The sequence below is a fragment of the Nocardia salmonicida genome (genome assembly GCF_036142455.1).
Classification (GTDB): Bacteria; Actinomycetota; Actinomycetes; order Mycobacteriales; family Mycobacteriaceae; genus Nocardia; species Nocardia salmonicida.
Genome location: NZ_CP108014.1, coordinates 6,355,782 through 6,382,251 on the forward strand (window position 1 = coordinate 6,355,782; position 26,470 = coordinate 6,382,251).

Here is a 26,470-nt window from a genome sequence, read left to right on the forward strand (position 1 = left end):
TCCGCAACTCCCCTCGCGGCGCCGGTCCACCAATTAGCGTGGGCAGTGATGTCAAGGCCGACCTACGCGGCGCCGACCGCCAGATATTCAGGAGCAACAGTGGCTTCACCGGGGATCGAACGGGTCGAGGCCCTGCCGGACGTGCGCTCGAAGACGCCCAGCCTGCGCACCGACATCTTCATGCTGATCCTCGCCATCGTCTCGGTGGTGCTGGTCGTGTGGATCACCTTCTTCCAGGTCAGCGGGCCGACCTACCACGCGATCGTCGTCGTCGACACGTCGATCTGCGCGATCTTCCTGGTCGAGTTCCTGTGGCGCTGGCGCCGGGCGGGCTGGCCGTGGTCGTTCCCGTTCATCTACTGGTACGAGGTCCTCGGCATGATCCCGGTGACCACCCCGCTGTTCCGCGGGTTCCGGCTGTTGCGCATCGTGGTGATCTTGATCCGGCTGGGCCGGGTCGCCGACCGGGCGCTGGGGGAGCGGGTCACCGCGACGATCGTCAACCGGTTCGTCGGGACGATCGTCGACGTCATCAAGCGTCCGATGACGATCGCGATCCTCGACGAGGTCTCCAAGGTCCTGCGCGCGGGCCACTACACCCAGAACATCGCCGCCGCGCTCGAGGAGAACCACGCCGAGGTCGATCAGCTGATCATGGACCTGATCAAGAACGACCCGCAGACCGGCAAGCTGCGCTACGTCCCGTTCCACGACGACATCATCCGGCTCGTCGCCGACACGGTCTACCGCATGCTGCGTCAGCTGCTCGACGACCCGCGCACCGACGAACTCGTCGCCGACATGCTGCGCGAGAACCTCGACCAGATCAACGACGCCGTGCGGGCCGGGGTGACGGTGCCGCCCTCACACCGTGGGGCGACGCCCGCCGAGCACAGCGTGCGCCACCACATCGGTCAGATCAAGCGTGCCTGATCTGGTCACGCGGCTGCGCGAAGCGCAGGGTCTCGAAGATCACCAGCGCGGCCAGCACGGTGCACAGCACGGCGAGCGAGGCGAGCGCGGGCAGGTGCGCGGCGGCCGGGATCAGCGCGAGCAATAGGACCACGGTGATCACGCGCGCGATCGACACCGATTTCGAGGCATAGTATTTCGCCACGACGACGCCGAGGATGAACAGCGCTGGTCCCGCGTAGAGCGCACCGAGCGGGATGCCGTAGAGCGGGTCGGTGAGCTTGTGGTGCGAGGAGTCGCCCACGTAGTACAGCACCTTCTTCAACCCGAGCGAGAGCGCGATCACGCCGACGATCATCGGAAAGTGCCAGTAGGTGTAGCTGTTCTGCGCGATCTTGATCTGCGCGGCGCCCTTGGCATGGGCCAAACTGTGTTCGATCGAGAGCGCGGCGACGTCGAAGTAGAGCCACCACAGCAGACCCGAGACCGCGAGCCCGAGCATCGAGCCGAGCGCGATCGGCCACGAGATCGGCAGTCCGGCCACCCCGATCCCGATCGAGACGATCGATTCGCCCAGCGCCACGATGACGATCAGCCCGTAGCGTTCGGCGAAGTGCTTGGCCGAATTGAGCCGCCAGTCGGTGCCCGCGACGAAGGTCCACACCATGTCGCCGACGATCGCGGCGATCCACAGCAGGATCTGGGTGAGTCCCGAGGTCATCGCGGCGATCACCAGCAGCGTGGTGCCGACGGTGATCGAACCGAGCGCCCAGCGCAGCAATTGCCCGCGCAGCTGGGAGTCCTCGGCGCTGACCGCCCAGAAGATGGCGACGTGCACCAGCCGCACCACCAGGTAGGCGATGGCGAAGACCAGCGGACCGAACCAGCCGCCGGGCAGGTCGGTGAACGCCTCGGGAATGGTGAGCGCGGCGATGAACGCACCGCCCATCGCGACGAAGATGCCCACCCGCGCGATGCCCTCGTCGGCGCGCACCACATTGCCCAGCCACGAGTAGGCGATCCACAGCCACCACATCAGGGCGAGGACCAGCGTGGCCCGCAGCATGTTCGCCGCCGTGGTCTCGTCTGCCGCCAGGTCGGTGACCATGGTGAAGGCGAAGACGATCACCAGGTCGAAGAACAATTCGAGCTGGGTCACCGAGCTGTCCGCGGTGACCGGACGGAACCGGACCCGTCGATTTCCGATCATGCGTCAATGTTCGCACCCGAGGCCCTGATCCGCGCGCGGCGACGATGGTTTCGCAGACGGCGCAATCAGCCGGCCACGTAGCCCCCGATCTCGGGATATCGCTCGGCGAAGTCGATGAAGTTCGCGACCGTCTCGTCGTGCAGCTTGCGCAGTGTGCGGTTGAACAGGATGCCCGGAATGGGCAGCGGAAGTGAGAGCTCCACGTGGTAGTCGACCTCGGTGCCCTCGGGAGTCTCGAGCAGCTCGATCCAGCCCCCGCCCTTGGAACCGCGACTGCTGTCGACCACCTGCCACGACGACCGGTACTGCTCCCAGGTGTACTCGAGCACCTGGGCGTCGGAGTTTCCCATGAAGTGGGCGGTGGCGAAGACCCGGCGCGGCCTGCCGTCGGCATCGCGCGGGCCCACCCGGACATCACTGAGCGAGGTCGACCATTCCGACATCAGGTCAACGGCCAGTAGTGCGTCCATCACTTGGTCGATCTCGGCGTCAACGGTGAATCGGATGTCGATCTTCGAGCGCATCTGTGTCTATCCTCCGAACCCCCGCAGCTTTCGCGCCCGATTGTGCACAGTCGTACTAGTGATCGTCAACACGTCTATGGTCTGGACAAATGACCGGGTCAGGTGCGTATCACACGCTCGACGGCCGTTTCGATCAGCGCCATGCTCTGTTGCTCGGTGAAGATTCCGGGCAGCGTGAGGTGTTCGACGATGAGCCAGTTCAGCGACAGGTAGAGCAGTAGTACCGACTCCGCGTCGCCTGGCATGCCGGATGCCAGATGGTTGCGCACGTTGAAATCGATGTCGGCGCGGACGCGTTCGGTGAGCACCGTGCGGAGCTCGGGACGCCGGGTGGCCTCGAGGCGGAGTTCCAGCAGCGCGAGATAGGCCTTGCGATGCGATTCGATGCGTCCGACCACCTCTTTCATCAGCGTGGTGATGTTGTCGATGTCCTTCGGTCCATCGCTGACCAGTGCCATCGTCTCCTCGCTCGGCTGCACCACCTCGTAGAAGCGCACCCCGGCCTGCGTCAGGAGCTCGTCACGATTGGCGAAGTAGTTCGACGCCGTGCCCGCGGGGACCGCCGCCTGTTTGTCCACCGCGCGGAAAGTGAGGCCGCGGGCGCCTTCGTCGGCGAGGACCTCGATGGCCGCGTCGAGGAGAGCTTGTCGTCGTTCGGGGTTGGTACGCACTTGACACCACTCCATCTGTAGTACTACCTTGAAACCACTTCAATCATAGTACAACAACTAAGGCGGTAACCATGCGAAAGCTTGTCTATTACATCGGCGTCTCCCTCGACGGCTACATCGCAGGTCCCGGCGGTGAATTCGAGTTCTACCCGACCCCGCCGGAATACTCGGGCTGGCTCAACGGCGAATTTCCCGAAGCGATCCCGGTCCACCTCCGCCCGCATTTCGGCATCGACGTCGATACGCCGAACAAGAACTGGGACACCATGCTCATGGGTCGCGGCACTTACGCGGCCGCCTACGACGCGGGCATCCTCAGCCCTTTCGTCCACATGAAGCAGTACGTCTTCTCCTCCTCGCTCGGCCCGGTCGACGCCCCCAACATCGAGATCGTCGACGGCGATCCGGTCGAGCTGGTGCGCGAGCTCAAGCAGCAGGAAGGTCTCGACATCTGGCTGTGCGGCGGCGGGAAGCTCGCGGGGCAGCTCCTCGACGAGATCGATCAGCTGATAGTCAAGACCTACCCGGTCATCGCTGGCGAGGGCATTCCCGCCTTCACCGGCGTCTTCAAACCGACACTTTTCGCTCCGACCCGACGCAAGGAATTCGACAGCGGCGCGCAGGTCACCTGGTTCGATCGGAGCTGAATCCGGCGGTTATCCACAGGTGACAAGCCTGTGTCGTTTTCCACAGGCAGGGCAGGTAGCAGCAAAACCGGTGGCCGGGGCCCGGTACTCTTGGTCGCTGATACCAATCTGACACTCGATCGTGAAGGACCTGCTGTGGCTCTCGTAGTTCAGAAGTACGGAGGATCCTCGGTGGCTACCGCCGAGCGGATCCGGCGCGTCGCTGAACGGATCGTGGAGACCAAGAAGCAGGGGCACGACGTGGTTGTCGTGTGCTCTGCCATGGGCGACACGACCGATGAGTTGCTCGATCTCGCGGAGCAGGTGGCCCCGTCGCCGCCTGCTCGCGAGATGGACATGCTACTCACCTCGGGCGAGCGCATCTCGAATGCCTTGGTGGCCATGGCTATTCACACTCTCGGCGCCGAGGCTCGCTCGTTCACCGGTTCGCAGGCAGGCGTGATCACCACCGGCGCGCACGGCAACGCCAAGATCATCGACGTGACCCCCGGCCGTCTACAGGAGGCGCTCGCCGAGGGCCAGATCGTGCTGGTGGCCGGCTTCCAGGGCGTGAGCCAGGACAGCAAGGACGTCACCACGCTGGGCCGCGGCGGTTCCGACACCACCGCCGTCGCGCTGGCCGCGGCGTTGAAAGCCGACGTCTGCGAGATCTACACCGACGTCGACGGTATCTTCTCCGCCGACCCGCGCATCGTGGCCGACGCCCAGAAGCTCGACAACATCTCCTACGAGGAGATGCTCGAGATGGCGGCCTGCGGCTCGAAGGTGCTCATGCTGCGCTGCGTGGAGTACGCGCGCCGCTACAACGTTCCCGTTCATGTTCGGTCGTCCTACACCGACAAGATCGGCACCACTGTTTTCGGATCGATGGAGGACATTCCCGTGGAGCAGGCAATCCTGACCGGCGTCGCGCACGACCGCAGCGAAGCCAAGGTGACCGTCGTCGCCCTACCGGACGAGCCGGGCTACGCGGCCAAGGTGTTCCGCGCGGTGGCCGACGCCGAGATCAACATCGACATGGTGCTGCAGAACATCTCCAAGGTCGACACGGGCAAGACCGACATCACCTTCACCTGCCCCAAGACCGACCTGGTCCGCGCGGTGCAGAAGCTCACCGAGCGTCAGGCCGAGATCGGCTTCGCCGAGATCCTCTCCGACGATCACATCGGCAAGGTTTCCCTGGTCGGCGCCGGGATGAAGTCGCACCCGGGCGTCACCGCCACCTTCTGTGAGGCGCTGGCCAACGCGGGCGTCAACATCGACCTGATCTCCACCTCGGAGATCCGGATCTCGGTGCTGGTGCGCGACACCGAACTGGATGAAGCGGTGCAGGTGTTGCACAAGGCATTCGATCTCGGCGGCGAAGAGGCCGCTGTCGTCCACGGCGGAACGGGGCGTTAGGCAATGGGTGTACGTGTAGGTGTTGTCGGTGCGACCGGTCAGGTCGGCACCGTCATGCGCAAGCTGCTCGAAGAGCGCAACTTCCCGGCCGACGAGGTGCGGTTCTTCGCCTCCGCTCGGTCCGCGGGCAAGACGCTGCCGTGGCGCGGCGGCGAGATCATCGTCGAGGACACCGAGACCGCTGATCCCTCGGGTCTGGACATCGCGCTGTTCTCGGCAGGCGCCACCATGTCGCGTGTGCAGGCCCCGCGCTTCGCCGCGGCAGGCGTCACCGTGATCGACAATTCCTCGGCCTGGCGTAAGGACCCCGATGTGCCGCTGGTGGTGTCGGAGGTCAACCCCGAGGCCACTCGCAACCTGCCAAAGGGCATCATCGCCAACCCGAACTGCACCACCATGGCCGCGATGCCGGTGCTCAAGCCGCTGCACGATGTGGCCGGTTTGCAGCGCCTGATCGTGTCGAGCTACCAGGCAGTTTCGGGTAGCGGGCTGGCCGGTGTGGAGGAGCTCGCCTCGCAGATCCGCGCGGTGGCCGCCGATGCGGAGAAGCTGGTGCACGACGGTTCGGCCGTGGAGTTCCCCGCGCCGAACAAGTACGTCGCGCCGATCGGTTTCAACGTGATCCCGCTGGCCGGCGCCCTGGTCGACGACGGCTCCTTCGAGACCGACGAAGACCAGAAGCTGCGCAACGAGAGCCGCAAGATCCTCGGCCTGCCCGACCTGCTGGTGAGCGGCACCTGCGTGCGCGTTCCGGTCTTCACCGGGCACTCGCTGTCGATCAATGCCGAATTCGCCGAACCGATTTCGGTGCAGCAGGCTCAGGAACTGCTGGCCAAGGCGGCGGGCGTGCGTCTGGTCGACGTGCCAACCCCGCTGGCTGCCGCGGGCCAGGACGACTCGCTCGTCGGCCGCATCCGCCAGGATCCGGGCGTGCCGAGCGGTCGCGGTCTGGCGCTGTTCATCTCGGGTGACAACCTGCGAAAGGGCGCTGCCCTCAACACGATTCAGATCGCGGAAGTTCTGCTCGAGAACCGCTGACCGAGCACGCGATCGGACCGGGTCACCACTCCAGGTGGCCCGGTCTGCTGCGTTTCACGTCCGGCGCAGGCCGTCGAGTATCACCGAGAAGGCGAGTCGGCGTCTGCGGTCGTCCGCATCGCGGGTGGCGTTGAACCCTGCTTTCAGGATGAGCATCAGGTCGTCGACGTCGATGTCGGGTCGGATCGCGCCGGTGCGCTGTGCCCGCGCGAGCAATGTGCCGATCGCCCCGGACAGATCCGCCGACGCGCCGAGGGCGGCGAGTCGATCCGATCCGACGGCATCGGCGAGGTCGCGTTTCACACCGTTCTCGCGCGCCAGGAAGGCGAGGAATTCGAAGAAAGCGACACCTGCGTCGTCGGCGGTGGTGAGTTCGCGGGCGTACGCCACCGCGCGTTCGACGCGATCGATGATCGCGGCTGTGAAGAGCGCTTCTTTGCTCGGGAAATGCCGATAGACCGTGCCGGCGCCGACACCGGCCCGCCGGGCGATCTCGTCGAGGGGAACCGAAATGCCCTCGCTGGCAAAGGCTTCCTGCGCCGCGCTCAGCACGAGCTCCCGATTGCGGCGGGCGTCGGCGCGCAGTGGGCGTGGGTCGTCGGACACGGGTCTCAGTCTAGGCGAGGTCTTGACAAACGGGGCGAATGTTCCGGATAGTAACCGGGGTAATCGTTCCGCTTATCGGTGAGGTGCCTGATGCCCGAGAGCCCGGTCCAACTCGTCGAACGGCTACTGGCCGTGCTGCCCAGCCGCGATGCGGCGGCTTTCACCGCCGGATTCGCCACCGACGCCGCCTTCGAGATGCCGTTCGCCCCGCCCGGCGTACCGACCCGCATCGAGGGCAGGGCGGCGATTCACGCAGCCCTCGAACAGCGCTGGACCGCGACGTCGGCCGTCCGGTTGCACGCCATCCACCCTCGGATCTACGCCACCGACGATCCTGAGATCGTTGTTGTCGAAAACGAGGTGGAGGTAACTCGGCCGGGCGCGGAACGCACCAGGGTCCGGTCGTCGGTCAACGTGATCCAGGTGCGCGACGGCGAGGTGGTGCTGTTCCGCGACTACATAGACTCGGCCCGTTTCCAGGCGGCCGCGCTCAACGGATAGTTCGGATCCCCGGGGTGCGCGGGTCGTTGCCGACGCACGCCAGGATGGCGCAGCCCGGTGGGATGCTGGCGAAGGGGGCGGCCAGCGGTTGGTTGAGGCAGTTGAAGACGGTGCAGCCGGGGTAGGCGCCGGGGCCGATGCCGAAGACGGCCAGCAGGATGTTGGCGTCGATGAGTTTGGCCGCGTCGAACTCGAGCGGGGGCTCCACATAGGGTTCGGCGACCGGCGCCTGTGTGTCGGTGAAGGCGGCGAACAGGCGGCGGAAGAATTCGTGGGGCAGTTCTTCGGCGTGGGCGAGGATGCCGCTCGGGCCGTAGGCGGTCTGGTTGCCGAAGGGGCCGGTCCACATCACCGTCAGGTCGAGGCTCGGCAGGAAGAAGACGTTCTGCAGGCCGAGCCCGGACATGAAATAGCTGTCCGGGGGCATGAAGTCGGGGGATTCGCTGCAATCGGCGCCGAGCCAGAACAGATAGCCGTAGCAGCTGTTCGCCTTCGACGGTGTGCGGGCTTTGCGCAGATAGTCCGAGGAGACCACGCGGTCGGCCCCCCAGCGGCCGTCGTTGGAGACGAGCAGTCCGATCTTGGACAGGTCGTTGGGCGGCAGCATGAGATGGGCGTAGCCGTAGGTGTGGCCGGATCGGTCACTGGCCCAGTAGTAGTCGCTGCGCGGAATGCCGAGCGGGTCGAACAATTCGCGCTGCGCGAACTGCTGCAGCGGTTCGCCGACGGCCAGTTCGATCACGTAGGACAGCAGGTCCACATTGCGCTGGCTGTAGCTGAACGTGGTGCCGGGCGGGTTGGTCAACTGCACCGACAGCGCCTGCACCGCCGAGTGCGGGTCGATCGGGATCACCGCGGTGACGCCCTCCGACAGCACTCCGACCTGCATGCCCGAGGATTCGGTGAGCAGGTTCTCGACGGTGATCGACCGGTGCACCGCATCGCCGAGGCCGGGCGGCAGATAGCGATCGATAGGGGCGGCGATATCGATTTTGCCTTCGTCGGAAGCGATTCCGGCCAGCATCGACACCACCGATTTGGTGACGCTCCAGATGTTCCACGGCGTATTGCCGGTCTCGTCGTTGCGCAGCCCTTCACCGACGAGGCAGTTGTGCCGGAAGATCTGGACGTTGAGGCGGTTGCGAGTGGCGGCGAACTGCAGTGCCGCTTCGAGTTTCGCCGAATCGAGCCCGACCTGTTCGGGTTGGGCGCGTTCCAGCTCGCGAGCCGACGTCACCCCACAGGTTGTGCTCGGCGCGGCGTGGGCCGGGACGGCGAATAGGCTCGCCGAGGCCAGCACCGTAGCGATCGTTCCTGCGAAAACGCTCGTGATGGGCCGCATGCGGCCGAGAGTAGCCCTTGCCGCGCACCGTAACCCGTATAGCGTGGCCGCCGAACCCACTGATCACAGGCATGTTCACCTCCTGGCAACGCGGCGGATCCCGTACACCCCCGCACCGATCGCGAGCACCCCGAGCCCCGCCAGCACCGACCCGATCGGCAACGCGAACCCGAGCACCACACATCCCACCGCGCCGAGCACCGGTACCCACCGCTGCGGCCTTCCCTCCGCGGCGGTCAGGGTGGCCGCCGACAGATTGGCGATCAGGTAGTACGCGAGCACCGCGAACGACGAGAACCCGATCGCCGCCCGCAGATCCACCGTCGCCGCGAGCACCGCCACCACCACACCTATCGCCAGCTCGGCTCGATGCGGGACGGCGTACTTCGGATGGATCCGGGCCAGGCTCTGGGGCAGATGGCCGTCACGCGCCATTGCCAGCGAGGTCCGCGAAACCCCGAGGATCAACGCCATCAGCGAACCCGCCGCCGCCAGTACCGCACCGATCCGCACCACCGGCGTGAGCCAGCCCGCCCCCGCCGCCTCGACGACCCGCGCGAGCGGATCACGCGCCGCCGCAAGCCCGCCCGACCCCAGCGTCAGCAACGCGGCCACCGCCACCAGTGCGTACACCGCCAGGGCCACCGCCAACGCGAGCATGATCGCCCGCGGAATCGTCCGCTCCGGCTCACGCACCTCTTCGCCGAGCGTGGCGATCCGCGCATACCCCGCGAAGGCGAAGAACAACAGCCCCGCCGCCTGCAACACCCCGTACGGCCCGATCTCCTTGTCGAGCACCGCTGCCCCCGAATGATTCCCGCCCACGCCCACCACGACGACCGCCAGCAGCACGGTCAACACCACCGCCACGATCACCCGCGAAGCCGATGCCGACTTCTGCACCCCCACGTAGTTGATCCCCGTCACCACCACCACGGCCCCCACCGCCACCGCGTGCGCCTGCCCCGGCCACGCGTAGCTCCCCACCGTCAATGCCATCGCCGCACACGACGCGGTCTTCCCCACCACGAACCCCCACCCCGCCACATACCCCCAGAACGCCCCGAGCCGCTCCCGCCCGTACACATACGTCCCCCCGGACACCGGATACAACGCAGCCAGCCGCGCCGACGACATCGCATTGCAATAGGCGATCACCGCGGCCACCCCCAAGGCCACCAACAACCAAGACCCGCCCACCCCCGCCGCGGGCCCCAACGCCGCGAAAACCCCGGCCCCCACCATCGCCCCCAACCCCACGACCACCGAATCCCGCAAGCCCAGCCCCCGCCGCAACTGCCCATCCGAAGTCATAGACCCATCCTCGAGCATGGGTGCGGGGCCCGCGACCCGGAGACGACAAACGCCGCCAGGTCGATGAGGGTGACCTGGCGGCGTTCGAGTCGATGGGCCACCTCGAGGACGGCCCGTCAGGGTGTCGACGCCCCACAAGCGCCTCTCGGCGGGTGGTCGCTCGTAGCGACAAAGGGGTGAGGCCCGGGGCTGTTCGGACGTCGACAGTGTGTCCAACCGCGGCTGCCGGTGAACTATTCCGGCGGCTCGATGTGACCCGCGCTACGCCTCATCTCATAGGCGGGCGCGGGCTTGGTTCCGGGCTCCAGTGGTCGATGACAGGGGTCAGAAGTTGCTGAACCAGTACAGAAGGCATGCCAGCAACCAGACGATCGCGGTTTCCATAGTCGATCTCCTTGCGTCGGTCCATCCATCATCGCCGAAAACCCGCCTTCGCCGACAAGTTGTTCTTAAGAAGCTCTAGAGACCGACACCGCATTGTTGCTTCAGACACCGGAACAACCGGGTCCGATCGGTCTCGAGGGGTGATCGGTCGGACCCGGCGGTGCAGACCAGAAGGTGGCTCTTCCAGACGCTGAAGACGCACTGCCGACGGTAACCACACCGACGGGCTGGGCCGAAGATGTTCCACGTTGTGTCGGCGAGTACGCGTGCCGGGCCGGTCGGTCGAGGGGTTGATCGGCCCGGGCGTTTGCGTATGGCTCGAATTCGGGTAAGTGTTGGGGGGTGGTCGATATTGCCGAGCACTCCGACGCGCTCGACCGTGCCGAGGCGCGGCTCCGCGAAGAATTCGCGACGATGTTCGATCTGCAGACGATCCATCGTTTCCTGCATACGTCCTATGAGAACTTCGCCGCTCGCGCGACGGTGACGATGTACTTGCCGCTGCTGGCCGAGCGATTCGGGCGGCAACGGTTGCAGGCGCTGGCCAAGATCGAAGGCAAGGTGGCCCGGCCGCGCCCCACGGTGCTGTTCCTGTGTACGCACAACGCGGGCCGGTCGCAGATGGCCCTCGGCTTCTTCGAAGATTTGGCGCTGGGGCGGGCGGTGGCCTGGTCGGGCGGGTCGGTGCCGGGCGGGCAGCTCAATCCGGCCGCGGTGGCGGTGATGGCGGAGGTGGGCGTCGACATCTCGCGTGAGTATCCGAAGCCGTGGACCGATGAGATCATCCGCGCCGCCGACGTGATCGTCACGATGGGCTGCGGCGATACCTGTCCGCTGGTGCCGGGGGTGCGCTACGAGGAGTGGATCATCGAGGATCCGGCCGGGCTCGATGTCGAGCTGGTGCGGCCCATCCGCGACGACATCGGTCATCGCGTGACGGGCCTGCTCGCCGAGCTCGGCATCGACGTCACCGATCCCGTAGATACGCCACCCAACTCCCGAACCGGGTGATGTCGGTGGCTGCGACGGCGGCGTCGTAGCTGCAGGCGAAACCGACCACCGCGCGGCCATCCGACAGTTCGATGCTGGTCAGTGCCATCGGTGGCGGTAGTTCGGCGAGGAATCGGCCGAGGCCCGCGGGGGATACCAGGAACAGTTCGCCGAGGATCGGTGCGCCCTGTCCGTCACCGTGGCGGACCAGACCGGGTTTGGACGGCGTGGTGTCGAGGGCGGTGAGGCGGTAGGCGTCGGTGGTCGTGATCTCGCCCGCGAAGCGCGCGCCCAGCTGTTCGAGTTGCCAGTGCAGGGGTTGGCCGCGCAGGTGGGCGCCGAAAACAGCAAGGGGCACACCGGTTTCCACGAGAAGCGGCGCCGGGGTGCCGGTGATGCGGGCGGCGAGGTCGACGGCGAGTTGGTCGGCGAAGGCGGGAACCACGACCGTCACGCCGAACGGGAGACCGTCGGCGGTGGGTTTGCCGGGGACCGCGACGGCGGCGAGGTCGAGCAGGTTGCAGAAGTTCGTGTAGGTGCCGAGGCGGCGGTTGATCGCGAGAGGGTCGGCTTCGACTTCGGCGATCGAAGGGTGCTCGGTGGTGGTGGGGAGCAGCAGGCCGTCGAAGCCGGCTAGCAGTGTCGTCGCGGTGGTGCGTGCGCGGGCCAAGGTGTCCAGGTCGTGGGCGAAGGAGTGTGCGTCGAGTTCCTTTGCGGCGCTGATTATTCCGGCGACGGTAGCGTCGAGACCCGGAGCGCCCTTGTCGACGAACTCGCCGACCGCCGCGTATCGCTCGGCGACAATCGCGCCGTCGTAGAGCAGGCGGGCCGCGTCCAGAAGTGGCGAGATGTCGATCTCGGTAGCGCGCAGGCCCTGATCACGCAGGGCGGCAACGGTTTCGGTGAAGGCGGTGCGGTAGGCCGGGCTCAGCGGTTCGAGGTCTTCGGGTCGGGGGATGGCGATCTCGGGTTCGGCGGATGCCGAGAGACGGATGTCGGCAGGCCATTCGCGGCTGCGCGGGTCTCGAGAATCCTTGCCCGCCATCGCCTTTGTGGCGGTGACCGCCAGGTCCAATTCGGCGGCGAAGACGGTGACCGCGTCGTAGTCGGCGCAGGCGGCGACGACGCCATGGGTGGGGATCACGCCGAGGGTGGCCTTGATGCCGACGATTCCGTGCAGCGCGGCGGGCACGCGGCCCGAGCCTGCCGTATCGGTGCCGATGGCGAGGTCGGCGATGCCGAGCGCGACAGCAGCCGCCGAGCCGGAACTCGAACCGCCCGAGATCAATGCGGGGTGCAGTGCGTTGCGGACGGCGCCGTAGGGGCTGCGCGTGCCGACCAGGCCGGTGGCGAACTGGTCGAGGTTGGTCTTGCCGAGGACCAGTGCGCCCGCCGCGACCAGCCGCTGCACAGCTGCGGCGTTTTCGGTCGCGTCATAGGCGAATTCGGGGCAGGCGGCGGTGGTGGGCAAACCCGCCACATCGACGTTGTCCTTCACCGCGAGGAGCAGACCCGCCAGCGGGAGTTTCTCGCCCGAAGCGACCCGGCGTTCCAGGTCGACGGCTTCGGTCGTCAGATCCTCCTGCGAACGCAGCGTGATCCAGACCTCCGGCCGATCCACCTCGGCGATCCGTGCGTAGGCGGCGGCGACCCGCGCGGTCGGGGTTACAGACATTGACGCTCCTCTGATTCCTACGGGCTCTACTCGCTGAGAGACATGGCGGCGACGGCACGCGAGATCCGCTCGAGCACCACATCCAGCGAATCGCCGATGTGGGTGTGCAAGAGCTGCTGAGCGAGCGTGAGGTCACCGGCGAGAACGGCGTCGAGGATGCCGAGGTGCTCGCTGATCGTGGTCTCGATGCGGTTGTTGATCATGAAGTCGTACATGCGCACATGCCGGATCCGGGAGTTCACCGCCACCAGGGCGCGCACCATCTCGGCATTGCCCGCGGCGGTCAGCAGTGCGACATGGAACTCCTCGTCGACCACGACGAAACCCGGTTCCTGGGCGGGCGGGTCGGCCTGCAGCGTCAGCCATTTCTGCCGCTCGGCACGCAGCAGCGCGGTGTCGTGGGTGATCCGCGGATCTACCCGCACCCGCGTCATCCCGCCCAGTTCCAGGGTCAGCCGCAGTTCGTAGAGATCGCGAATTCGCGACACGCTCGGCCGCACCGGACTGAACCCGAACTCCTCCCGCTGCAACAGCCCGTCCGAGCAGAGCATCGTGAGCGCCTCCCGAACCGGTGTGCGGGAGATCCCGAATCTGGTCGACAGCTTCGGCTCGGTGAGTCGCTCCCCGAACCGGATGTCGCCGTTCATCAACTCCCCCCGCAACGTCGTGTAAACGACGTCGCGCAACGGCCTTCCCGAGCCATCGCCCGGTGCATCCACCCTTGTCGACATGGGTGTATACGCTATCGACCGCTAATTTCTATCAAGTGACAGAAAGTAAGCGCCAGGTTATCCCTTGCTCACACCAGCGTCCTCACCACGCAGAGCCTGGCGTGGGGAGAACTTCTCAACCAACCCCGAACACGCAGGCAACCCCACTTGTCATGGATACGGCCACACTCGAACCACGAGCCCACCGCCGCGCTCCCACCTCCGCTCACCCCGGAAGGGCGACCCCCATGTGCCCCACCATTCTGGCCCTCATCCTCGGCTTGCTCTCCCTCACGGCCCTCACCATCTGCTGGCCGAACCCCCTCGACCGCAAGCCCCCACAGGCGAGCGAAGAGCCCCTGGCCGGTGAACTGGTCAGGGGCTCTTCCGCATCTCGGCCGGCACGTCGGGATGACAGGATCTGAACCTGCGACCAACGCGGGAGCTCCTTCGCGGATCTTCACCGACGAGGACCTCGCCGACGTACATGGCCGAAGAGTCTGGAATTCGTCCAGGTCCAGACGCTGGGGGCAGGCCCGTGGCCCGCGGGGATGTCGCGCCGGCTCAGCAGCGCCGCTGCTGAGAAGCACAGTGCGCCGAGGAAAGTTCCGAGGTTCGCCCACAGCTGGCTGACGAAATCGGAGGTGGCCGGGACAATGTACGCCCCGACCGCGGACACCCCGAAGAACACCGATCCCACCATGTTCAGCCAGGTACAGCGCCACGTCCGCGCTTTCGGGTCCCACAAGCGGTCCCGCTCGGTCGTCGCGACGACCGCGAGCGCACTGGCCACCAGGAAGCAGACCGATCCCCGGGCGTCCGGGCGCCAGCCCGATCCGACGCGCGCGTTCTCGTTCACGGCACTGATGAGAGCCGCACTCGTGCTGAGGTTGAAGAAGAGCGTCCCGACGAACTGCACCACGGCTGCCCACCAATCAGACCGAACCGCCCGATCGGAGCCTCGGCGAGCTGGGCGCCGACCGCTGAGCGCCAGCTGGATGAACGCCGCCAGCGTGAAGAAGATCGCCCCGACGAAGAACGTCGTGTTGGTGACGACGGCGCCCACGGCGTCGGCGTAGAACGGCACCGCTCCGACGGCGAAGAACACAGATCCGATCGCGAATCCCCACGCTTCACGGCGGAGGCGCACCCGGCGCTCTGGCGTCATGATTCGAGCGTACGACCGGCCGCGGCGTGAACGTCATATGCGCGGCACGACGCAGGGCGCGACTTCTGGGATGGTCGGCGGCGCTCACTCCCGATACGTACACAGACCCCTCGGAAACGTGCTGCGTACCCACCCGGCAGTCGAGGGCGGATAGCAAAGAACCCCTGACCCAGGAGTCCCAGGTCAGGGGTTCTTTTGTGTCTCAACCAACACGTCGGGGTGACAGGATTTGAACCTGCGACCTCTTCGTCCCGAACTATGGCGTTCTGTAAAATCCCAGTTCAGGGCGATTTTGGTAGCTGTTGGGGATGTTGGCTGACCAGCGGTTTCAGTGCTGGCGAGGTTGGCTACAACCGAGAGCCCTCGGTGTTGCTGCGTACAGATTGCGTACGGCGAAGTCCCACTCGTCCAAATGCTCGCGATCTACAAGATCAAGCATGTTCCGACAACGGCGCCGATCTATCGATGTGAAGGGCAACCTAGAACTGGCTAGTGAGCGGTACTGCGGGGTGACGGTGGATGCGCATGGGCGGAGTTCATTGTGCAGGCCACAGGCGGCTTGCGCACCCACGAGATTGCCACGAACCACACCAGTGTTGGGGCGGTCGAGGCCAAGGACCCCGTTCGCAGTTGGTGAGGTTCTGCTCATAAGGATCGCCGAGTAGCAGGCAGTGTTCGGAAACGACCATATATTGAACACTGGCCGAGACGGCAGCGTCAGCGGAGAGAGTGTTCGGGAGCCCGATTGTTTCCCCGTAGCGCGGCTCATCGTCAGCGACCTGCCGGTGATGCTCTCGATCGGCCGATGAAAGTATCGCTCAGCTCGTCTCGTCCCCCGAGGAAGCAGATCTCAACCAGTCGGCCACCCTATGCGTTCGTTCCATATCGGCGTTGTACAGCACAGGATGCTGTTCGGCCAGGCGTTGGTAGATCCGGACCGCCTCCTCGATCGCGGTCAGCCCGTCCTCGCGGCGTCCCAACGCCCCCAACCGGATCGCGAGGTTGGTCAAGCTCGAGGCGAGGTCGGGGAGGTAGGCGTCAGGATGCTGTTCGGCCAGACGCCGACGGATCCGGACCGCCTCCTCGATCGCGGTCAGCCCGTGCTCGTGGCGTCCCGACGCCCCCAAATCGATCGAGAGGTTGTTCAGGCTCGAGGCGAGGGTGGGGAGGTAGGCGTCAGGATGCTGTTCGGCCAGGCGTTGGTAGATCCGGACCGCCTCCTCGATCGCGGTCAGCCCGTCCTCGCGGCGTCCCGACGCCCCCAAATCGATCGAGAGGTTGTTCAGGCTCGCGGCGAGGGTGGGCAGGTAGGCGTCAGGATGCTGTTCGGCCAGACGTTGGTAGATCCGGACCGCCTCCTCGGACGCGGGCAGCCCGTCCTCGCGGCGTCCCAACGCCCCCAACCGGTTCGCGAGGTTGGTCAAGCTCGAGGCGAGGGTGGGCAGGTAGGCGTCAGGATGCTGTTCGGCCAGACGCCGACGGATCCGGACCGCCTCCTCGATCGCGGTCAGCCCGTCCTCGTGGCGTCCCAACGCCCCCAACCGGATCGCGAGGTTGTTCAGGCTCGAGGCGAGGTCGGGGAGGTAGGCGTCAGGATGCTGTTCGGCCAGACGCCGACGGATCCGGACCGCCTCCTCGGACGCGGTCAGCCCGTCCTCGCGGTGTCCCAACGCCCCCAAATCGGCCCCGAGGTTGGTCAAGCTCGAGGCGAGGTCGGGGAGGTAGGCGTCAGGATGCTGTTCGGCCAGACGCCGACGGATCCGGACCGCCTCCTCGGACGCGGTCAGCCCGTCCTCGCGGCGTCCCAACGCCCCCAAATCAACCGCGAGGTTGTTCAGGCTCAAGGCGAGGTCGGGGAGGTAGGCGTCAGGATGCTGTTCGGCCAGACGTTGGTAGATCCGGACCGCCTCCTCGGACGCGGTCAGCCCGTGCTCGTGGCGTCCCGACTCCCCCGACCAGTTCGAGAGGTTGTTCAGGCTCGAGGCGAGGTCGGGGAGGTACGCGTCAGGATGCTGTTCGGCCAGACGCCGACGGATCCGGACCGCCTCCTCGATCGCGGTCAGCCCGTCCTCGCGGCGTCCCAACGCCCCTAACTGGACCGAGAGGTTGTTCAGGCTCGCGGCGAGGTCGGGGAGGTAGGCCTCAGGATGCTGTTCGGCCAGGCGTTGGTAGATCCGGACCGCCTCCTCGATCGCGGTCAGCCCGTCCTCGCGGCGTCCCAACGCCCCCAAATCAACCGCGAGGTTGTTCAGGCTCGAGGCGAGGCCGGGGAGGTAGGCGTCAGGATGCTGTTCGGCCAGACGTTGGTAGATCCGGACCGCCTCCTCGGACGCGGTCAACCCGTCCTCCCTGCGCCCCAACGCCCCCAACCGGTTCGCGAGGTTGCTCAAGCTCGCGGCGAGGGTGGGCAGGTAAGCGTCAGGATGCTGTTCGGCCAGACGTTGGTAGATCCAGACCGCCTCCTCGGACGCGGTCAACCCGTCCTCCCTGCGCCCCAACTCCCCTAACCGGACCGAGAGGTTGTTCAAGGTCAAGGCGAGGAGTGGGTAGTCGCCGGTTTCGCGGTAGTGACCGGTGAGGGCCAGGGTGAGAGTTGCTGCGGTGTCGGCTAATACCCGGGTCTGGTGTGGGATGGCGTCGTGGAGTGCGCCGAGTGTCTCGGGTGGAATGTCGGGTGTCGTGGTGATCCGGTCGAGTGCGGTGATCAACGGTTCGGGGTTCTCGACACGGGTAGCGACCCGGACCGCAGCCACATGCAGGGTGGGATACTCGACACACCACTGGGTGAGCAGGGCGCCGGTGTCGGTCAAGGTGGAGTGGCTGTTCGCGCGCGAGCACACGGTGAGCAACTGCTCGGCTTCCCCACCGTCGGTGGTAGCGGCAAGGCTCTCGATGACGCAGTCGCGAGTCGGGTCGAGCATCAACCTGCCGATCAACTGCTCAGCGAGCCGGTCGGGCACCAACCCGGAATACGCGCCCGGAACCGGGCCGGGATACAGGCTCATCAACCAACCACGAACCTTGGTGTGGATCAGACCCGGTTGATCGGCGAGGTCGGGCACCCGCCGCAACACCTCGTCGAGGCCTTTCCGTGTGGTGGTGCCGAGCACGATCGTGGCAGCCAGGACATCTTTGAGCGTGGCGATTCCCAGCCCGTCGAGACCGTGGCGGCCGGCAGTGGCAGTCCAGTACCGGTGTTCGTGGTCGAGGACCCGGTCCTCGAGACTCTGCTGCCCCGCCACCGCAGGCGGGTTCGGGTGTCGGGTGTCGAGAAGGTCGGCGAGCGCACTCATCTGCACCCCGAGCACCGTCGTACTGTCCCCGAGATCGCGAAACGGTCGCGCCGACACCGCGGTCGCGGCCTGTTCCCAGACCGTCTCGTCGGTGTCCTCGAGCGCAGGCAGCTTTTCGGCGAAGGCGTGCACGGCGTCGCGGTAGGTGACCTGACGAGCAGCAGGGTCGGCATCGAGTGGGAGCAGCCCGGTGTGACGGGTGTAGGCGGTGATGTCGGCGACCGCGTCGCTGGTGGCGGTGAGCTGGGTCCACCACTCCCCGACGGTCCGCGCCAACAACAACACCTTCACCGGCCGATCTCCCAGGTGAGCGGCGAGTTCGGTGAACAAAACCCCCAACTGGGCCGCGCGGGCCTCGGCGTAGTCGACGATCACCAGCAACGGCGTCGTGACCTGCCCCAGAACCTGCAACCCTGGGGCGGTGTCGATGGTGGGATCGAGCCACACCACCGACCACCGCCGCGCGGTCAGTTCGGTGCCGAGGTGATGAGCCAACCGGGTTTTGCCCTGCCCACCCGCACCTTGGACCAACCACGCACCCACCCCAGCCACCTCAACCCACGCCCGGAGTTCGGTGAGCAGGTCCTCACGCCCACGGAACCCGACCACCGCCCGCCGCGCGGCCAGCAACGTTGCCGGCGTCCGGGCCGGGGTCGTGTCCCGGGTGGGAGATTGATGATCGGCCAACTCCTGCAACTCGACCGGCGCCCAGTCCAACCCGGTTACTCCGCAGTGCTGTTCGACCACCGCCCGGAACAGTGGCTGTTCCAGCAGAACATAGGCGGGGACCACTCCGAGGGCAGCGTGATCGCGGCCCTCGGGATCGGTGGCGACCACCCCGGTCAGCAGATTCCCGCAATAGACCGCGGCTCCGGAGATCCCTTTCCACGGCGACTGCACAATCCCGGTGGGTGGGTGTTCGTTGAGGTGGAGGATGTGGTGGTTCCCGACGTATCCGTCGCCGGGGTTAAGCGTGCCGGTCGGCTGCTCGGTATCGGTGGGTTTGTTCGCGCGCTGGGCGAAGTCGGGTAACCCCCATGTCCGGCAGGCGATTCCGGGCTGATGGGTGACCGTGCGACCCCAGATCACCGGCCCCACCGCCGGTGGTTCCCATGACAGGTCGTCGATCTCGACGAGCGCGGCGTCACTGACACCACCCGCGCGTCCACACCAGCGCACCGTCGCGGTGTACACGCCGCGCTGGCCCGGCTGCGTCACCGTCAGTTCGGTGCGGTTTGTCCCGACTACGTGTGCCGAGGTCAGGACCAGCCGGGGTGCGATCAAATACCCCGATCCCGACTCCGTACCGGTCACACCGACCAGTTGCTTCCACCGCACCTGCCCGAATCCCTTCTCACGCCACCGAACCCGCCGATCCGAGAACCCGGACGGGTTAGGGCTCGTAGTGCTCGTCGTCCTCAGCGGGGCCACGGTGTTCCTGATCGCTACCGACCAAGACGTCCCCACCGCCAGGGTTCTTCGGAGTCAGGGTCAAGGTCACGCGCTGTTTGCGGGAGTGCCCGGCCCCGGCTTCGACGTCGCCGGTGACCACCCACGCCTTGAACCCGGCCTTGGCTTTCGCGTCGCGGCGCAACTCGACCTCGAACGACAACTCGATCGGCCCCACCTCGAACTGCAAACCCGCTCCGGCACCCCTAGCGGATGCCGTGAGCAACTCATCACGCAACGCGGCGACTGCATCCGCCAACTCGATCTCCATAACCACCCCTATCGCCACCGGCAGCACTACTGCTACACGCCCCGCTCATCCTGCCTCAACGCAGCAGGGCGAGCACGAAAACCTGCGCGCGAAAACGTGTTTCACCGACAGATCAGGGCCATCGGCTCAACAGTGGTGCTCACCCTAGGCTTCTTTGCCGCGCTGAGGTCAAACGGCGGACAGTCAGAACGCCGGTGGAACCGCCTGTCGCGTCGCTACGTCGAACCGGGCATGGGAATGGACTCTGTCGACCGCGACGCACTCACCGATGCAGGCCTCGATCCAGATGACCCGAAGGTTTGGGCCGACCAGCAATGTGTGAGCGATCTGCTCGTCTGCTACGGGCTTTCGCTACGAATGTGATCGCACGGACATGAGCTGGGGCGACGACGTTTGGAGGGTGCCAAGCTGAATCATGCAACCGCAGCCGACGGCGGGCGGTTGCATGGCCAAAGCGTTGATGCTGTCCGGGACTCGTCCGGGACTTGTCTGGGATCTATCCGGGACTTGTCCGGGACCTACTGAGTCCCGGACAAGTCCCGGACGATCTCGCCCGATACCCCAGCTGAGCTGGGGTGTTTTGCGCCGCCTTCCTCCCTCCCTGGGTGTCACTCTCTCGCTTCGCTGAGAGAGTGACACCCAGGGAGGGAGGAAAACAACACAAAACAAAGAAGGGGGAGGGGAAGTAGGAGTGAGAGTGAAGAGAAGAGAGGAAGAGAGGACCACAAGGAAGGGACAGAGTTGGGAGCGTGGCTGGGTTGGATAGCGCCCGTTGCGTTCTCGACGTAGTCGGTGAGCGGTTGCGTCAGAGTGAGCGTCGGGGTTCAGGACGCGCGTAGCGGGTCTGGTTCAGCGGGTTGCCGCGGAGCGGTTGCTAACGCAGCAAAGAGGACCACAACGAAGGGGTCGCCTCAGTCGGGGAAGTCCGCGCAGACGCGGACACTGGATCATCGCGCTGCAGGCAAGGCATGTGGGCGACCGGTGGTACCCGCCGATCCGGACGCGTTTCTGCACGCTGCTGATCCACAACGAGGAGCGATCGGCGGCATCAGTCCAACGAGGTGCCCGCCGTGCATGGCATGCGCCGGCGATCCGTCATCGGACGTGGTGGCCTCAGGCACGGAAAATGGTGCCGTTGCAAAAGGCTGTTCATGCGAATACTCGGCAGAATTTCGTCACCCGCTGACGAATTGATTTCGGGAACTACCTGAATCGCGTTTTAGTGGCGCCCTGATGTCATTGATGGGTCGTTTGCGCTCTCGCCGGGCGGGTTTGTCAGCCGCTACTGAACTGATCCTTTGTCCAGCTTTGGCGAAACTGGCGTCCGCTGCTCAGGTTTGCCCGAACGCCCCCGTGCCCCCACGGGTGAGGCGAGTGAACGAGCGAAACTGGTTACCGGCCAGTAGATTACCCCAATTTTGGGGACCATACTCGTGTTCCTCGAGGGAAGTGTGCTGCTCGTCCGAAATGTGGTGGACATCACAAAACAAACCCCCGGGGGGTTATGTGTTGCTGGTTATGTGCTAGCCAATTCAACCCTGAGCAGGGGAGATGCGCTGTAGGCGTCGCGTTATCTACCCGTAATAGCTATCGGGCCCGTTGTTCTGAACGCCACAGCTCCGGTGTCGAAAGTGCGTTCGACAGTTGTGCGACGCAATTCTGTCGGGGTGACTTGCTACGATTAGTTCGGCTCCATGCGGACATCCCCGGGGATTTCTGGGGATGATCCACATGGAGCCGAATGATGTCTGGACCGCCGCGGTGGAACGCGGCGAACCAGGCGTCGAATGCTGGGCGCGGACGCCGCATCAGGTGACTCTTGGTAGGGGTCACTCAGTAGCGTACCGGGGTTCGTGTGGGTCGTCGACCCCGCCCCGTTCGTGTCCGGCGCCCTACTGAGTTAAGGAGTTGAAATGGCAGCAATCAGCAGCCACTACGGAATCCTCGGGCATGTGCCGTTCATCGATGTCGAACTGACCGTCGACAATCGCCTCTATGTGGACCCCCACCGGATCCGGTTGATGAGCGGGCCCGAGCCGCACGCGAGTGACGCCCGCAAGGCGATGGACACCTTTACGGCCGAGGTGGCCCGCTGCGTCCTCTCGTCCAACGCCGCTGACCACCGGCGCGGTCGTGATCTGCTCCAGCATTTCAACGAGCCGCGCGAGACCCGCCTCGGCATGTCCGTCGCAGGAATCAATGGGCATGGTGGCGCGAAGTTGCTCGGTGCGTCGATCTGGGACTCGCTCACTGGCCCTGACATTCGGCCCTTGCTCGAGTTCGGCATCTTCCGCGAGTTGGAAGCAGTGCCGGTCTACGTCGAGGGGATCGGCAACGACATCACCAGCGACTTGACCACGCGCATCATCTTCGCTGCGCTCGTTGCATTTACCGCTGAGATGGTCGCGAAGTACCCCGAGTTCCGGCGTCACCCCGAAGGGATGACAACGGTTCAGCGACCCGTATGGGACGGGAGTGAGCGGCGGTGGCGCGATCAGTTCGTCGAGCTTCCGGTTGCCGATGGCCGACCTCTGCTGCTCGTTCCGGAAGGTTGGGCCGGGAACAGCCTGATGATGTCTCATGGTCGGTTTTTCGACACCGAGGTCCTGAGTTGGGCTCAGTTGGAGCAGGCCGTGTTCCGGGATGGGCGGGTCCTGAAGACGTCGAAGCACGATCTTCGGCGGCAGCCGGGCCTTTCCCGCGGACGGTCCACCACCATCGCAGTCACTATGCGTGCGTTTGAGAACGAAGATGTCGATCTCTTCGCCCGCTTCCGGGCGTACGTCGATGGGAAGTGGGAGCCGCCGCACCGCCGCACTGCCGCGTAACAAGCACGGAAGGGGCGCCCTGGTGTGAGCAGGTCGCTGCCGCCCGCTATTGGGGCAAGGCGTGAGTCGTTCGATTCGCCCTTCCCTCGATAGCGGGCGGCCTCTTTCCGTCACAGCCGGTGCATGACCACCAATGGATTCTTCTAAAATGGTCGTCTACCAGCAGCTACTTTGCTGGTCAGTACAACGCTGAAAGTGTTTGATCTCATAATCTGCGGCTGCTCAAGCGGCGCGAAGAGGGTCCCGCCAGACGGCTCGGACGATTCGCGTTATCTCGTCGGCGAACGTCCGCGCAGTGTCGCCCGAATTCGCCGACACTGCAACATGTTCGAGGGTTCTTGCGAGTCCTGAGCGGGCACAATGATGTGATGACCGCCTTCACGCTGTCCCCAGAACGCCGAGACCAACTGGCCACGCTTCTCTCGGATGAGGTGAGGCTGCAGACCGAGTATCCGAAGGTTGCCGAGTATCTCGACACCGCCGCCAGCTTGGCAGGCGGCGCGGATCCTGAGCAGGACCGACTGCTGGATCTTCGGATGCTCCACTTCCTTGCAGGCGGCGAGAGTGCGAACCCGTACTGGGAGATTGTCGAGCCGCTTGTCGGCGTCAGACCGGATGGGCGGCGCCGGATTCCAGGGGACGCTGAGAAGGGGAGCGGCCGACTCGGGTACGCGCAGACCGTTCTCCAGGAGACTTACGCATATGCGGTCCCGTCGCCGGGCACGCTGGAGTGGATCGATCGGATCGTAGGTGGCCGTGGGCTCTGTGAGGTCGGCGCGGGCCGAGGCTATTGGGCGGCAATGCTGGCGGCGTACGGGCTGAGCGTTGTGGCATTCGATTCGGAACCGCCGCAGCTCACTGCCAACCCGTCTTTCCCTGGCGCGCCAGGACGGCGATCCACCTGGCACCAGGTGGATGGGCTCGAACAGCTTGCGGAGGGGTGGGAATCACAGGCCCTCGGCGACCGGGTGCTGTTCTTGTGCTGGCCTCCGGGATGGGAAGACCCGATGTCTGAGCAAACGTTGAACGACTATGTCGCCGCCGGGGGCAATCGCGTGATCTACATCGGCGAGCCCAAGGGTGGGAAGACTGGTTCGAATCAGTTCTTTGATCAGCTCTCCGCTGATTGGATTCTCGACACTTGTGACGAAACGTTCGTGTCTTGGTGGAACCTCGACGATGTAGCCCAGAGCTGGAGCTTGCGCTGACGGCGTGACGCCACGGGCGGCACGCCGCCGCTGGTGTGTCGGACTTATTGCCGTACATTTTCTGCGTATACGCAGGCTCTTCGTTTGCGGCTTCTAACCGAGAGGGGTGCTCGATGCCAGAGCCGAAATACGTGGCGATCGCGAACAAGTACGCCGCCGATATCCGGAAGGGCGCGATCCCGCCGAACGTTTGGCTCCCCAGCCATGCAGAGATCGCCCGCGAGCACGGCGTGTCCGAGATTGTTGCCCGTCAGGCGATCGGCCAGCTGCGACGATGGGGGCTCGTGACGACTGTCGAGAGGCGGGGGACGCAGGTTCTTGCGCAGAGGGATGGCACCCGAGTCTCTCCGGAGCGGCAGACGGAAAGTCCTGAGACCACCTACGAAAATGAGACGACCGCAGATGTCGAGGTAGTCATCGACCGCAAGGTCACCGAGGTTGCTGCCAGCGAGGCGCTCGCCGACGAGTTTGGCCTCGATGTTGGGGCGGTGCTGGTGCACGAGCTTGTTCGCGCATCGGAGGATGGGCGGCCGATTTCCATATCGGACACGTACCACCTGCCGAATCAGTCGCCGCCGGCGGCGGACATCCTTGAGGAGGAACTGTCCGAGCGCGTGCCTCCCGAGTTGCATACAGAGTGGCTCGGGATACCTGCTGGTGAGCCGCTCATGATGGTCAAGCAGCGGTTCCTGACGTCCGCCGACAAGCTGCTCATGATGTCTGACGTCTCCTACATACCTGGGCGGTACCGCACTTTTTCTTTCCGGATGGTTCTGCCCCGCGAGTGATGCGGAGTCGGCGCATGCCGTCGTGACTCGCTGTCAATAGCCCTGATCAGTCTTCTGATCAGGGCTTTTTGCTGCTCACTTCACCTTGCGTATACGCAATGCTTGAGCGTATACGCAGTTGCGTATACGCTCGTGTGTATACGCAAGCTGCATATGTGGAAGGAGCTGCATAGATGAACACAGGGGATAGCTCGAAGGGACCCGTTCTGATCGGGCTTCGGGATGCTGGGGTGCTCGCTGGCGGAGTGCATCCGACCACCGTTCGCCGGTGGGTCAAGTCGGGCCTGCTGCAGGCATTCCTGGTCGGCCCGCGGCTGATCAAGGTCGACCGCGACGAGGTTCTGGCGCTCAAACGCCCGCTCATCGAGGGCGGTGCGAAGTGAGCGCGCCGGTTCGAATCAAGCGGAGCATCGCCGGCGCGGTAAGCGCGGATGGCAGTGATCGTCCGATCAAGCGGAAGTCGCGGACCGTGACCACGGCGCCCGACGTCTCCGACTACCTCGACGAAATCGTCGACCAGGCCCCTCCGATGTCCGCCCAGGCTCACGCCAAGCTCGCAGCGCTGCTGGGCCGCTTGGCGCGGAGGGCGGCCTGATGCGCGCCAGGACAGTTCTGACCGCCGTTGCGCTGTTGTCCGTGGGCTACATGGTCCTGACCGCGCCGGACGTATTCGGGTTCGTGCTGATGGTCGTCGGTGCTGTGTGGTTCTGGCGCGCGACGAAGCGTGCGGGAGTCCGGCGGTGAGCGGGCTGTTCCGGTCGCCGCGCGAGGACCGCAACGCGGTAGGGCGCAGCGCCGGTCAGTCGATGACTCGCCCCGAGTTCGTCGGTGTCGGCGCGGTCTACGCCCCGATCAACCACCTGCCGCCTGCGCTGCGACTGATCGTGCTGGCCGTATGTGTGCTGATCGGAATGGTCGGTTGCTCGATCGCCTGGGTCGACCAGCAGAGCCACCAGCCCTCGCTGAACATCTGCCGCACCGCCGACGAGAACGTGCGCGTCGCGCAAGTCGAACCGTGCCCGGTCAATTCGCGGCTGTGAGCAGACATTCCGAAGCAGGGAAGGAGCGAACATGAAGATCGACCACAAGCAGAAAACGGCCCGATGGGCTGCGCTGGAAGTCGAAGCGCGCGACGAAATCATTGCCGGACTGCGTGATTCGGGCCTGACCTACCGCGACATCTCCCGAGTGCTCGGTGTCCGAGCCCGACGAGTCGTGGCCGCCCTCGGCGAAATCAGTGCGCTACACAGCCGCGGTCTGAGCCTGACAGAGATCAGCGCACGGGTCGGGTTGCCGCGGAGCACCGTCCACGTCCTGGTCGGTGCCGCCCGCCCACTGTCGACCGGTCGCAAGACCGCCGTGCTTGCCGCGATGTCGCAGATGCACGGCATGCAGGTCGACACGCTGGGCTGGTTCCTTGGGATGGAACGCAACCATGTCTACGCGCTGGTCGCCGACCTTGTCCGGGCGAACGAGGTGCACGAGCTCAAGCAGGTCCAGCCGGGCGAGAAGTGGGTTGTCCCGACCAGGATCACCGCGG

General features: G+C 65.5%; 24 protein-coding genes and 1 pseudogene. 14 read left to right on the forward strand and 11 right to left on the reverse strand.

What is annotated here, in order from left to right:
- Positions 1-99 precede the first annotated feature (99 nt).
- Positions 100-933: an ion transporter gene (locus OHS03_RS29690; protein WP_328658615.1), complete on the forward strand. Its 834-nt coding sequence runs from the start codon at positions 100-102 to the stop codon at positions 931-933.
- Here OHS03_RS29690 and OHS03_RS29695 read toward each other — a convergent pair.
- From OHS03_RS29695 to OHS03_RS29705, 3 genes are all read right to left on the reverse strand, one after another.
- Positions 920-2,122 (reverse strand): low temperature requirement protein A, encoded by a 1,203-nt coding sequence (locus OHS03_RS29695; protein WP_328658617.1) that lies wholly within the window; start codon positions 2,120-2,122, stop codon positions 920-922. The genes OHS03_RS29690 and OHS03_RS29695 overlap by 14 nt on opposite strands.
- Before the next feature lie 65 nt (positions 2,123-2,187).
- A complete protein-coding gene (locus OHS03_RS29700) occupies positions 2,188-2,646 on the reverse strand; it encodes an SRPBCC family protein (RefSeq protein WP_056821960.1) in 459 nt (152 codons plus the stop codon).
- A 98-nt stretch (positions 2,647-2,744) separates the two neighbouring features.
- A complete protein-coding gene (locus OHS03_RS29705; protein WP_328658619.1) occupies positions 2,745-3,317 on the reverse strand; it encodes a TetR/AcrR family transcriptional regulator in 573 nt (190 codons plus the stop codon).
- Positions 3,318-3,388: 71 nt separating this feature from the next.
- Here OHS03_RS29705 and OHS03_RS29710 point away from each other — a divergent pair, with 71 nt between their 5' ends.
- From OHS03_RS29710 to OHS03_RS29720, 3 genes are all read left to right on the forward strand, one after another.
- Entirely contained in the window at positions 3,389-3,964 is a 576-nt protein-coding gene (locus tag OHS03_RS29710) for a dihydrofolate reductase family protein (protein ID WP_062990159.1), read from the forward strand.
- Between the two features lie 135 nt (positions 3,965-4,099).
- The gene (locus tag OHS03_RS29715; RefSeq protein WP_328658621.1) at positions 4,100-5,365 is read left to right on the forward strand and encodes an aspartate kinase; all 1,266 of its coding nucleotides are present in this window, start codon (positions 4,100-4,102) and stop codon (positions 5,363-5,365) included.
- Positions 5,366-5,368: 3 nt separating this feature from the next.
- Positions 5,369-6,403: an aspartate-semialdehyde dehydrogenase gene (locus OHS03_RS29720; protein WP_328658622.1), complete on the forward strand. Its 1,035-nt coding sequence runs from the start codon at positions 5,369-5,371 to the stop codon at positions 6,401-6,403.
- 54 nt (positions 6,404-6,457) lie between these two features.
- Here the strand turns inward: OHS03_RS29720 and OHS03_RS29725 are convergent, their stop codons facing one another.
- Entirely contained in the window at positions 6,458-7,009 is a 552-nt protein-coding gene (locus OHS03_RS29725) for a TetR/AcrR family transcriptional regulator (protein ID WP_328658625.1), read from the reverse strand.
- Positions 7,010-7,099: 90 nt separating this feature from the next.
- Between OHS03_RS29725 and OHS03_RS29730 the strand changes: the two genes are divergently transcribed.
- Positions 7,100-7,510: a nuclear transport factor 2 family protein gene (locus OHS03_RS29730; RefSeq protein ID WP_328658627.1), complete on the forward strand. Its 411-nt coding sequence runs from the start codon at positions 7,100-7,102 to the stop codon at positions 7,508-7,510.
- On the opposite strand, the gene OHS03_RS29735 is transcribed toward OHS03_RS29730, so the two are convergent.
- Entirely contained in the window at positions 7,500-8,852 is a 1,353-nt protein-coding gene (locus OHS03_RS29735) for a serine hydrolase domain-containing protein (RefSeq protein WP_328658629.1), read from the reverse strand. The two genes, OHS03_RS29730 and OHS03_RS29735, sit on opposite strands and share 11 nt — an antisense overlap.
- A gap of 75 nt (positions 8,853-8,927) precedes the next feature.
- The gene (locus tag OHS03_RS29740) at positions 8,928-10,166 is read right to left on the reverse strand and encodes an APC family permease (protein ID WP_328658631.1); all 1,239 of its coding nucleotides are present in this window, start codon (positions 10,164-10,166) and stop codon (positions 8,928-8,930) included.
- Between the two features lie 726 nt (positions 10,167-10,892).
- On the opposite strand from OHS03_RS29740, the gene OHS03_RS29745 reads away from it, so the two are divergent.
- Positions 10,893-11,561 (forward strand): arsenate reductase ArsC, encoded by a 669-nt coding sequence (locus OHS03_RS29745; protein WP_328658633.1) that lies wholly within the window; start codon positions 10,893-10,895, stop codon positions 11,559-11,561.
- Here the strand turns inward: OHS03_RS29745 and atzF are convergent.
- From atzF to OHS03_RS29770, 5 genes are all read right to left on the reverse strand, one after another.
- The gene (gene atzF, locus OHS03_RS29750; RefSeq protein WP_328658636.1) at positions 11,518-13,215 is read right to left on the reverse strand and encodes an allophanate hydrolase; all 1,698 of its coding nucleotides are present in this window, start codon (positions 13,213-13,215) and stop codon (positions 11,518-11,520) included. The genes OHS03_RS29745 and atzF overlap by 44 nt on opposite strands.
- Before the next feature lie 26 nt (positions 13,216-13,241).
- Complete coding sequence (locus tag OHS03_RS29755; RefSeq protein ID WP_328658637.1) at positions 13,242-13,946, reverse strand: GntR family transcriptional regulator; 705 nt, start codon at positions 13,944-13,946, stop codon at positions 13,242-13,244.
- A 439-nt stretch (positions 13,947-14,385) separates the two neighbouring features.
- Entirely contained in the window at positions 14,386-15,093 is a 708-nt protein-coding gene (locus tag OHS03_RS29760; protein ID WP_328658639.1) for a hypothetical protein, read from the reverse strand.
- Positions 15,094-15,911: 818 nt separating this feature from the next.
- Positions 15,912-19,724 (reverse strand): tetratricopeptide repeat protein, encoded by a 3,813-nt coding sequence (locus tag OHS03_RS29765; protein WP_328658641.1) that lies wholly within the window; start codon positions 19,722-19,724, stop codon positions 15,912-15,914.
- Between the two features lie 55 nt (positions 19,725-19,779).
- On the reverse strand, positions 19,780-20,106 hold the full coding sequence (locus OHS03_RS29770) for a trypco2 family protein (protein WP_328658643.1): 327 nt from the start codon (positions 20,104-20,106) through the stop codon (positions 19,780-19,782).
- A gap of 1,913 nt (positions 20,107-22,019) precedes the next feature.
- Here OHS03_RS29770 and OHS03_RS29775 point away from each other — a divergent pair.
- From OHS03_RS29775 to OHS03_RS34800, 8 genes and pseudogenes are all read left to right on the forward strand, one after another.
- Positions 22,020-22,934: a DUF8370 family protein gene (locus OHS03_RS29775; protein ID WP_328658645.1), complete on the forward strand. Its 915-nt coding sequence runs from the start codon at positions 22,020-22,022 to the stop codon at positions 22,932-22,934.
- Between the two features lie 368 nt (positions 22,935-23,302).
- Positions 23,303-24,142 carry a class I SAM-dependent methyltransferase gene (locus OHS03_RS29780; RefSeq protein WP_328658646.1) on the forward strand — a complete coding sequence of 280 codons (840 nt, stop codon included), beginning with the start codon at positions 23,303-23,305 and terminating at the stop codon, positions 24,140-24,142.
- 113 nt (positions 24,143-24,255) lie between these two features.
- Positions 24,256-24,930 (forward strand): GntR family transcriptional regulator, encoded by a 675-nt coding sequence (locus tag OHS03_RS29785; protein WP_328658648.1) that lies wholly within the window; start codon positions 24,256-24,258, stop codon positions 24,928-24,930.
- 173 nt (positions 24,931-25,103) lie between these two features.
- The gene (locus OHS03_RS29790; protein WP_194826262.1) at positions 25,104-25,313 is read left to right on the forward strand and encodes a MerR family transcriptional regulator; all 210 of its coding nucleotides are present in this window, start codon (positions 25,104-25,106) and stop codon (positions 25,311-25,313) included.
- Positions 25,310-25,525, forward strand: coding sequence for a hypothetical protein (locus tag OHS03_RS29795; RefSeq protein WP_328658652.1), 216 nt, complete (start codon positions 25,310-25,312; stop codon positions 25,523-25,525). The genes OHS03_RS29790 and OHS03_RS29795 overlap by 4 nt, the downstream gene beginning before the upstream one ends.
- Positions 25,525-25,674, forward strand: coding sequence for a hypothetical protein (locus OHS03_RS29800; protein ID WP_328658653.1), 150 nt, complete (start codon positions 25,525-25,527; stop codon positions 25,672-25,674). The genes OHS03_RS29795 and OHS03_RS29800 overlap by 1 nt, the downstream gene beginning before the upstream one ends.
- A complete protein-coding gene (locus OHS03_RS29805) occupies positions 25,671-25,970 on the forward strand; it encodes a hypothetical protein (protein WP_328658655.1) in 300 nt (99 codons plus the stop codon). Before OHS03_RS29800 ends, OHS03_RS29805 begins: the two co-directional genes overlap by 4 nt.
- Before the next feature lie 31 nt (positions 25,971-26,001).
- Positions 26,002-26,241, forward strand: a pseudogene (locus OHS03_RS34800) (helix-turn-helix domain-containing protein); the annotation flags it as partial.
- Positions 26,242-26,470 lie beyond the last annotated feature (229 nt).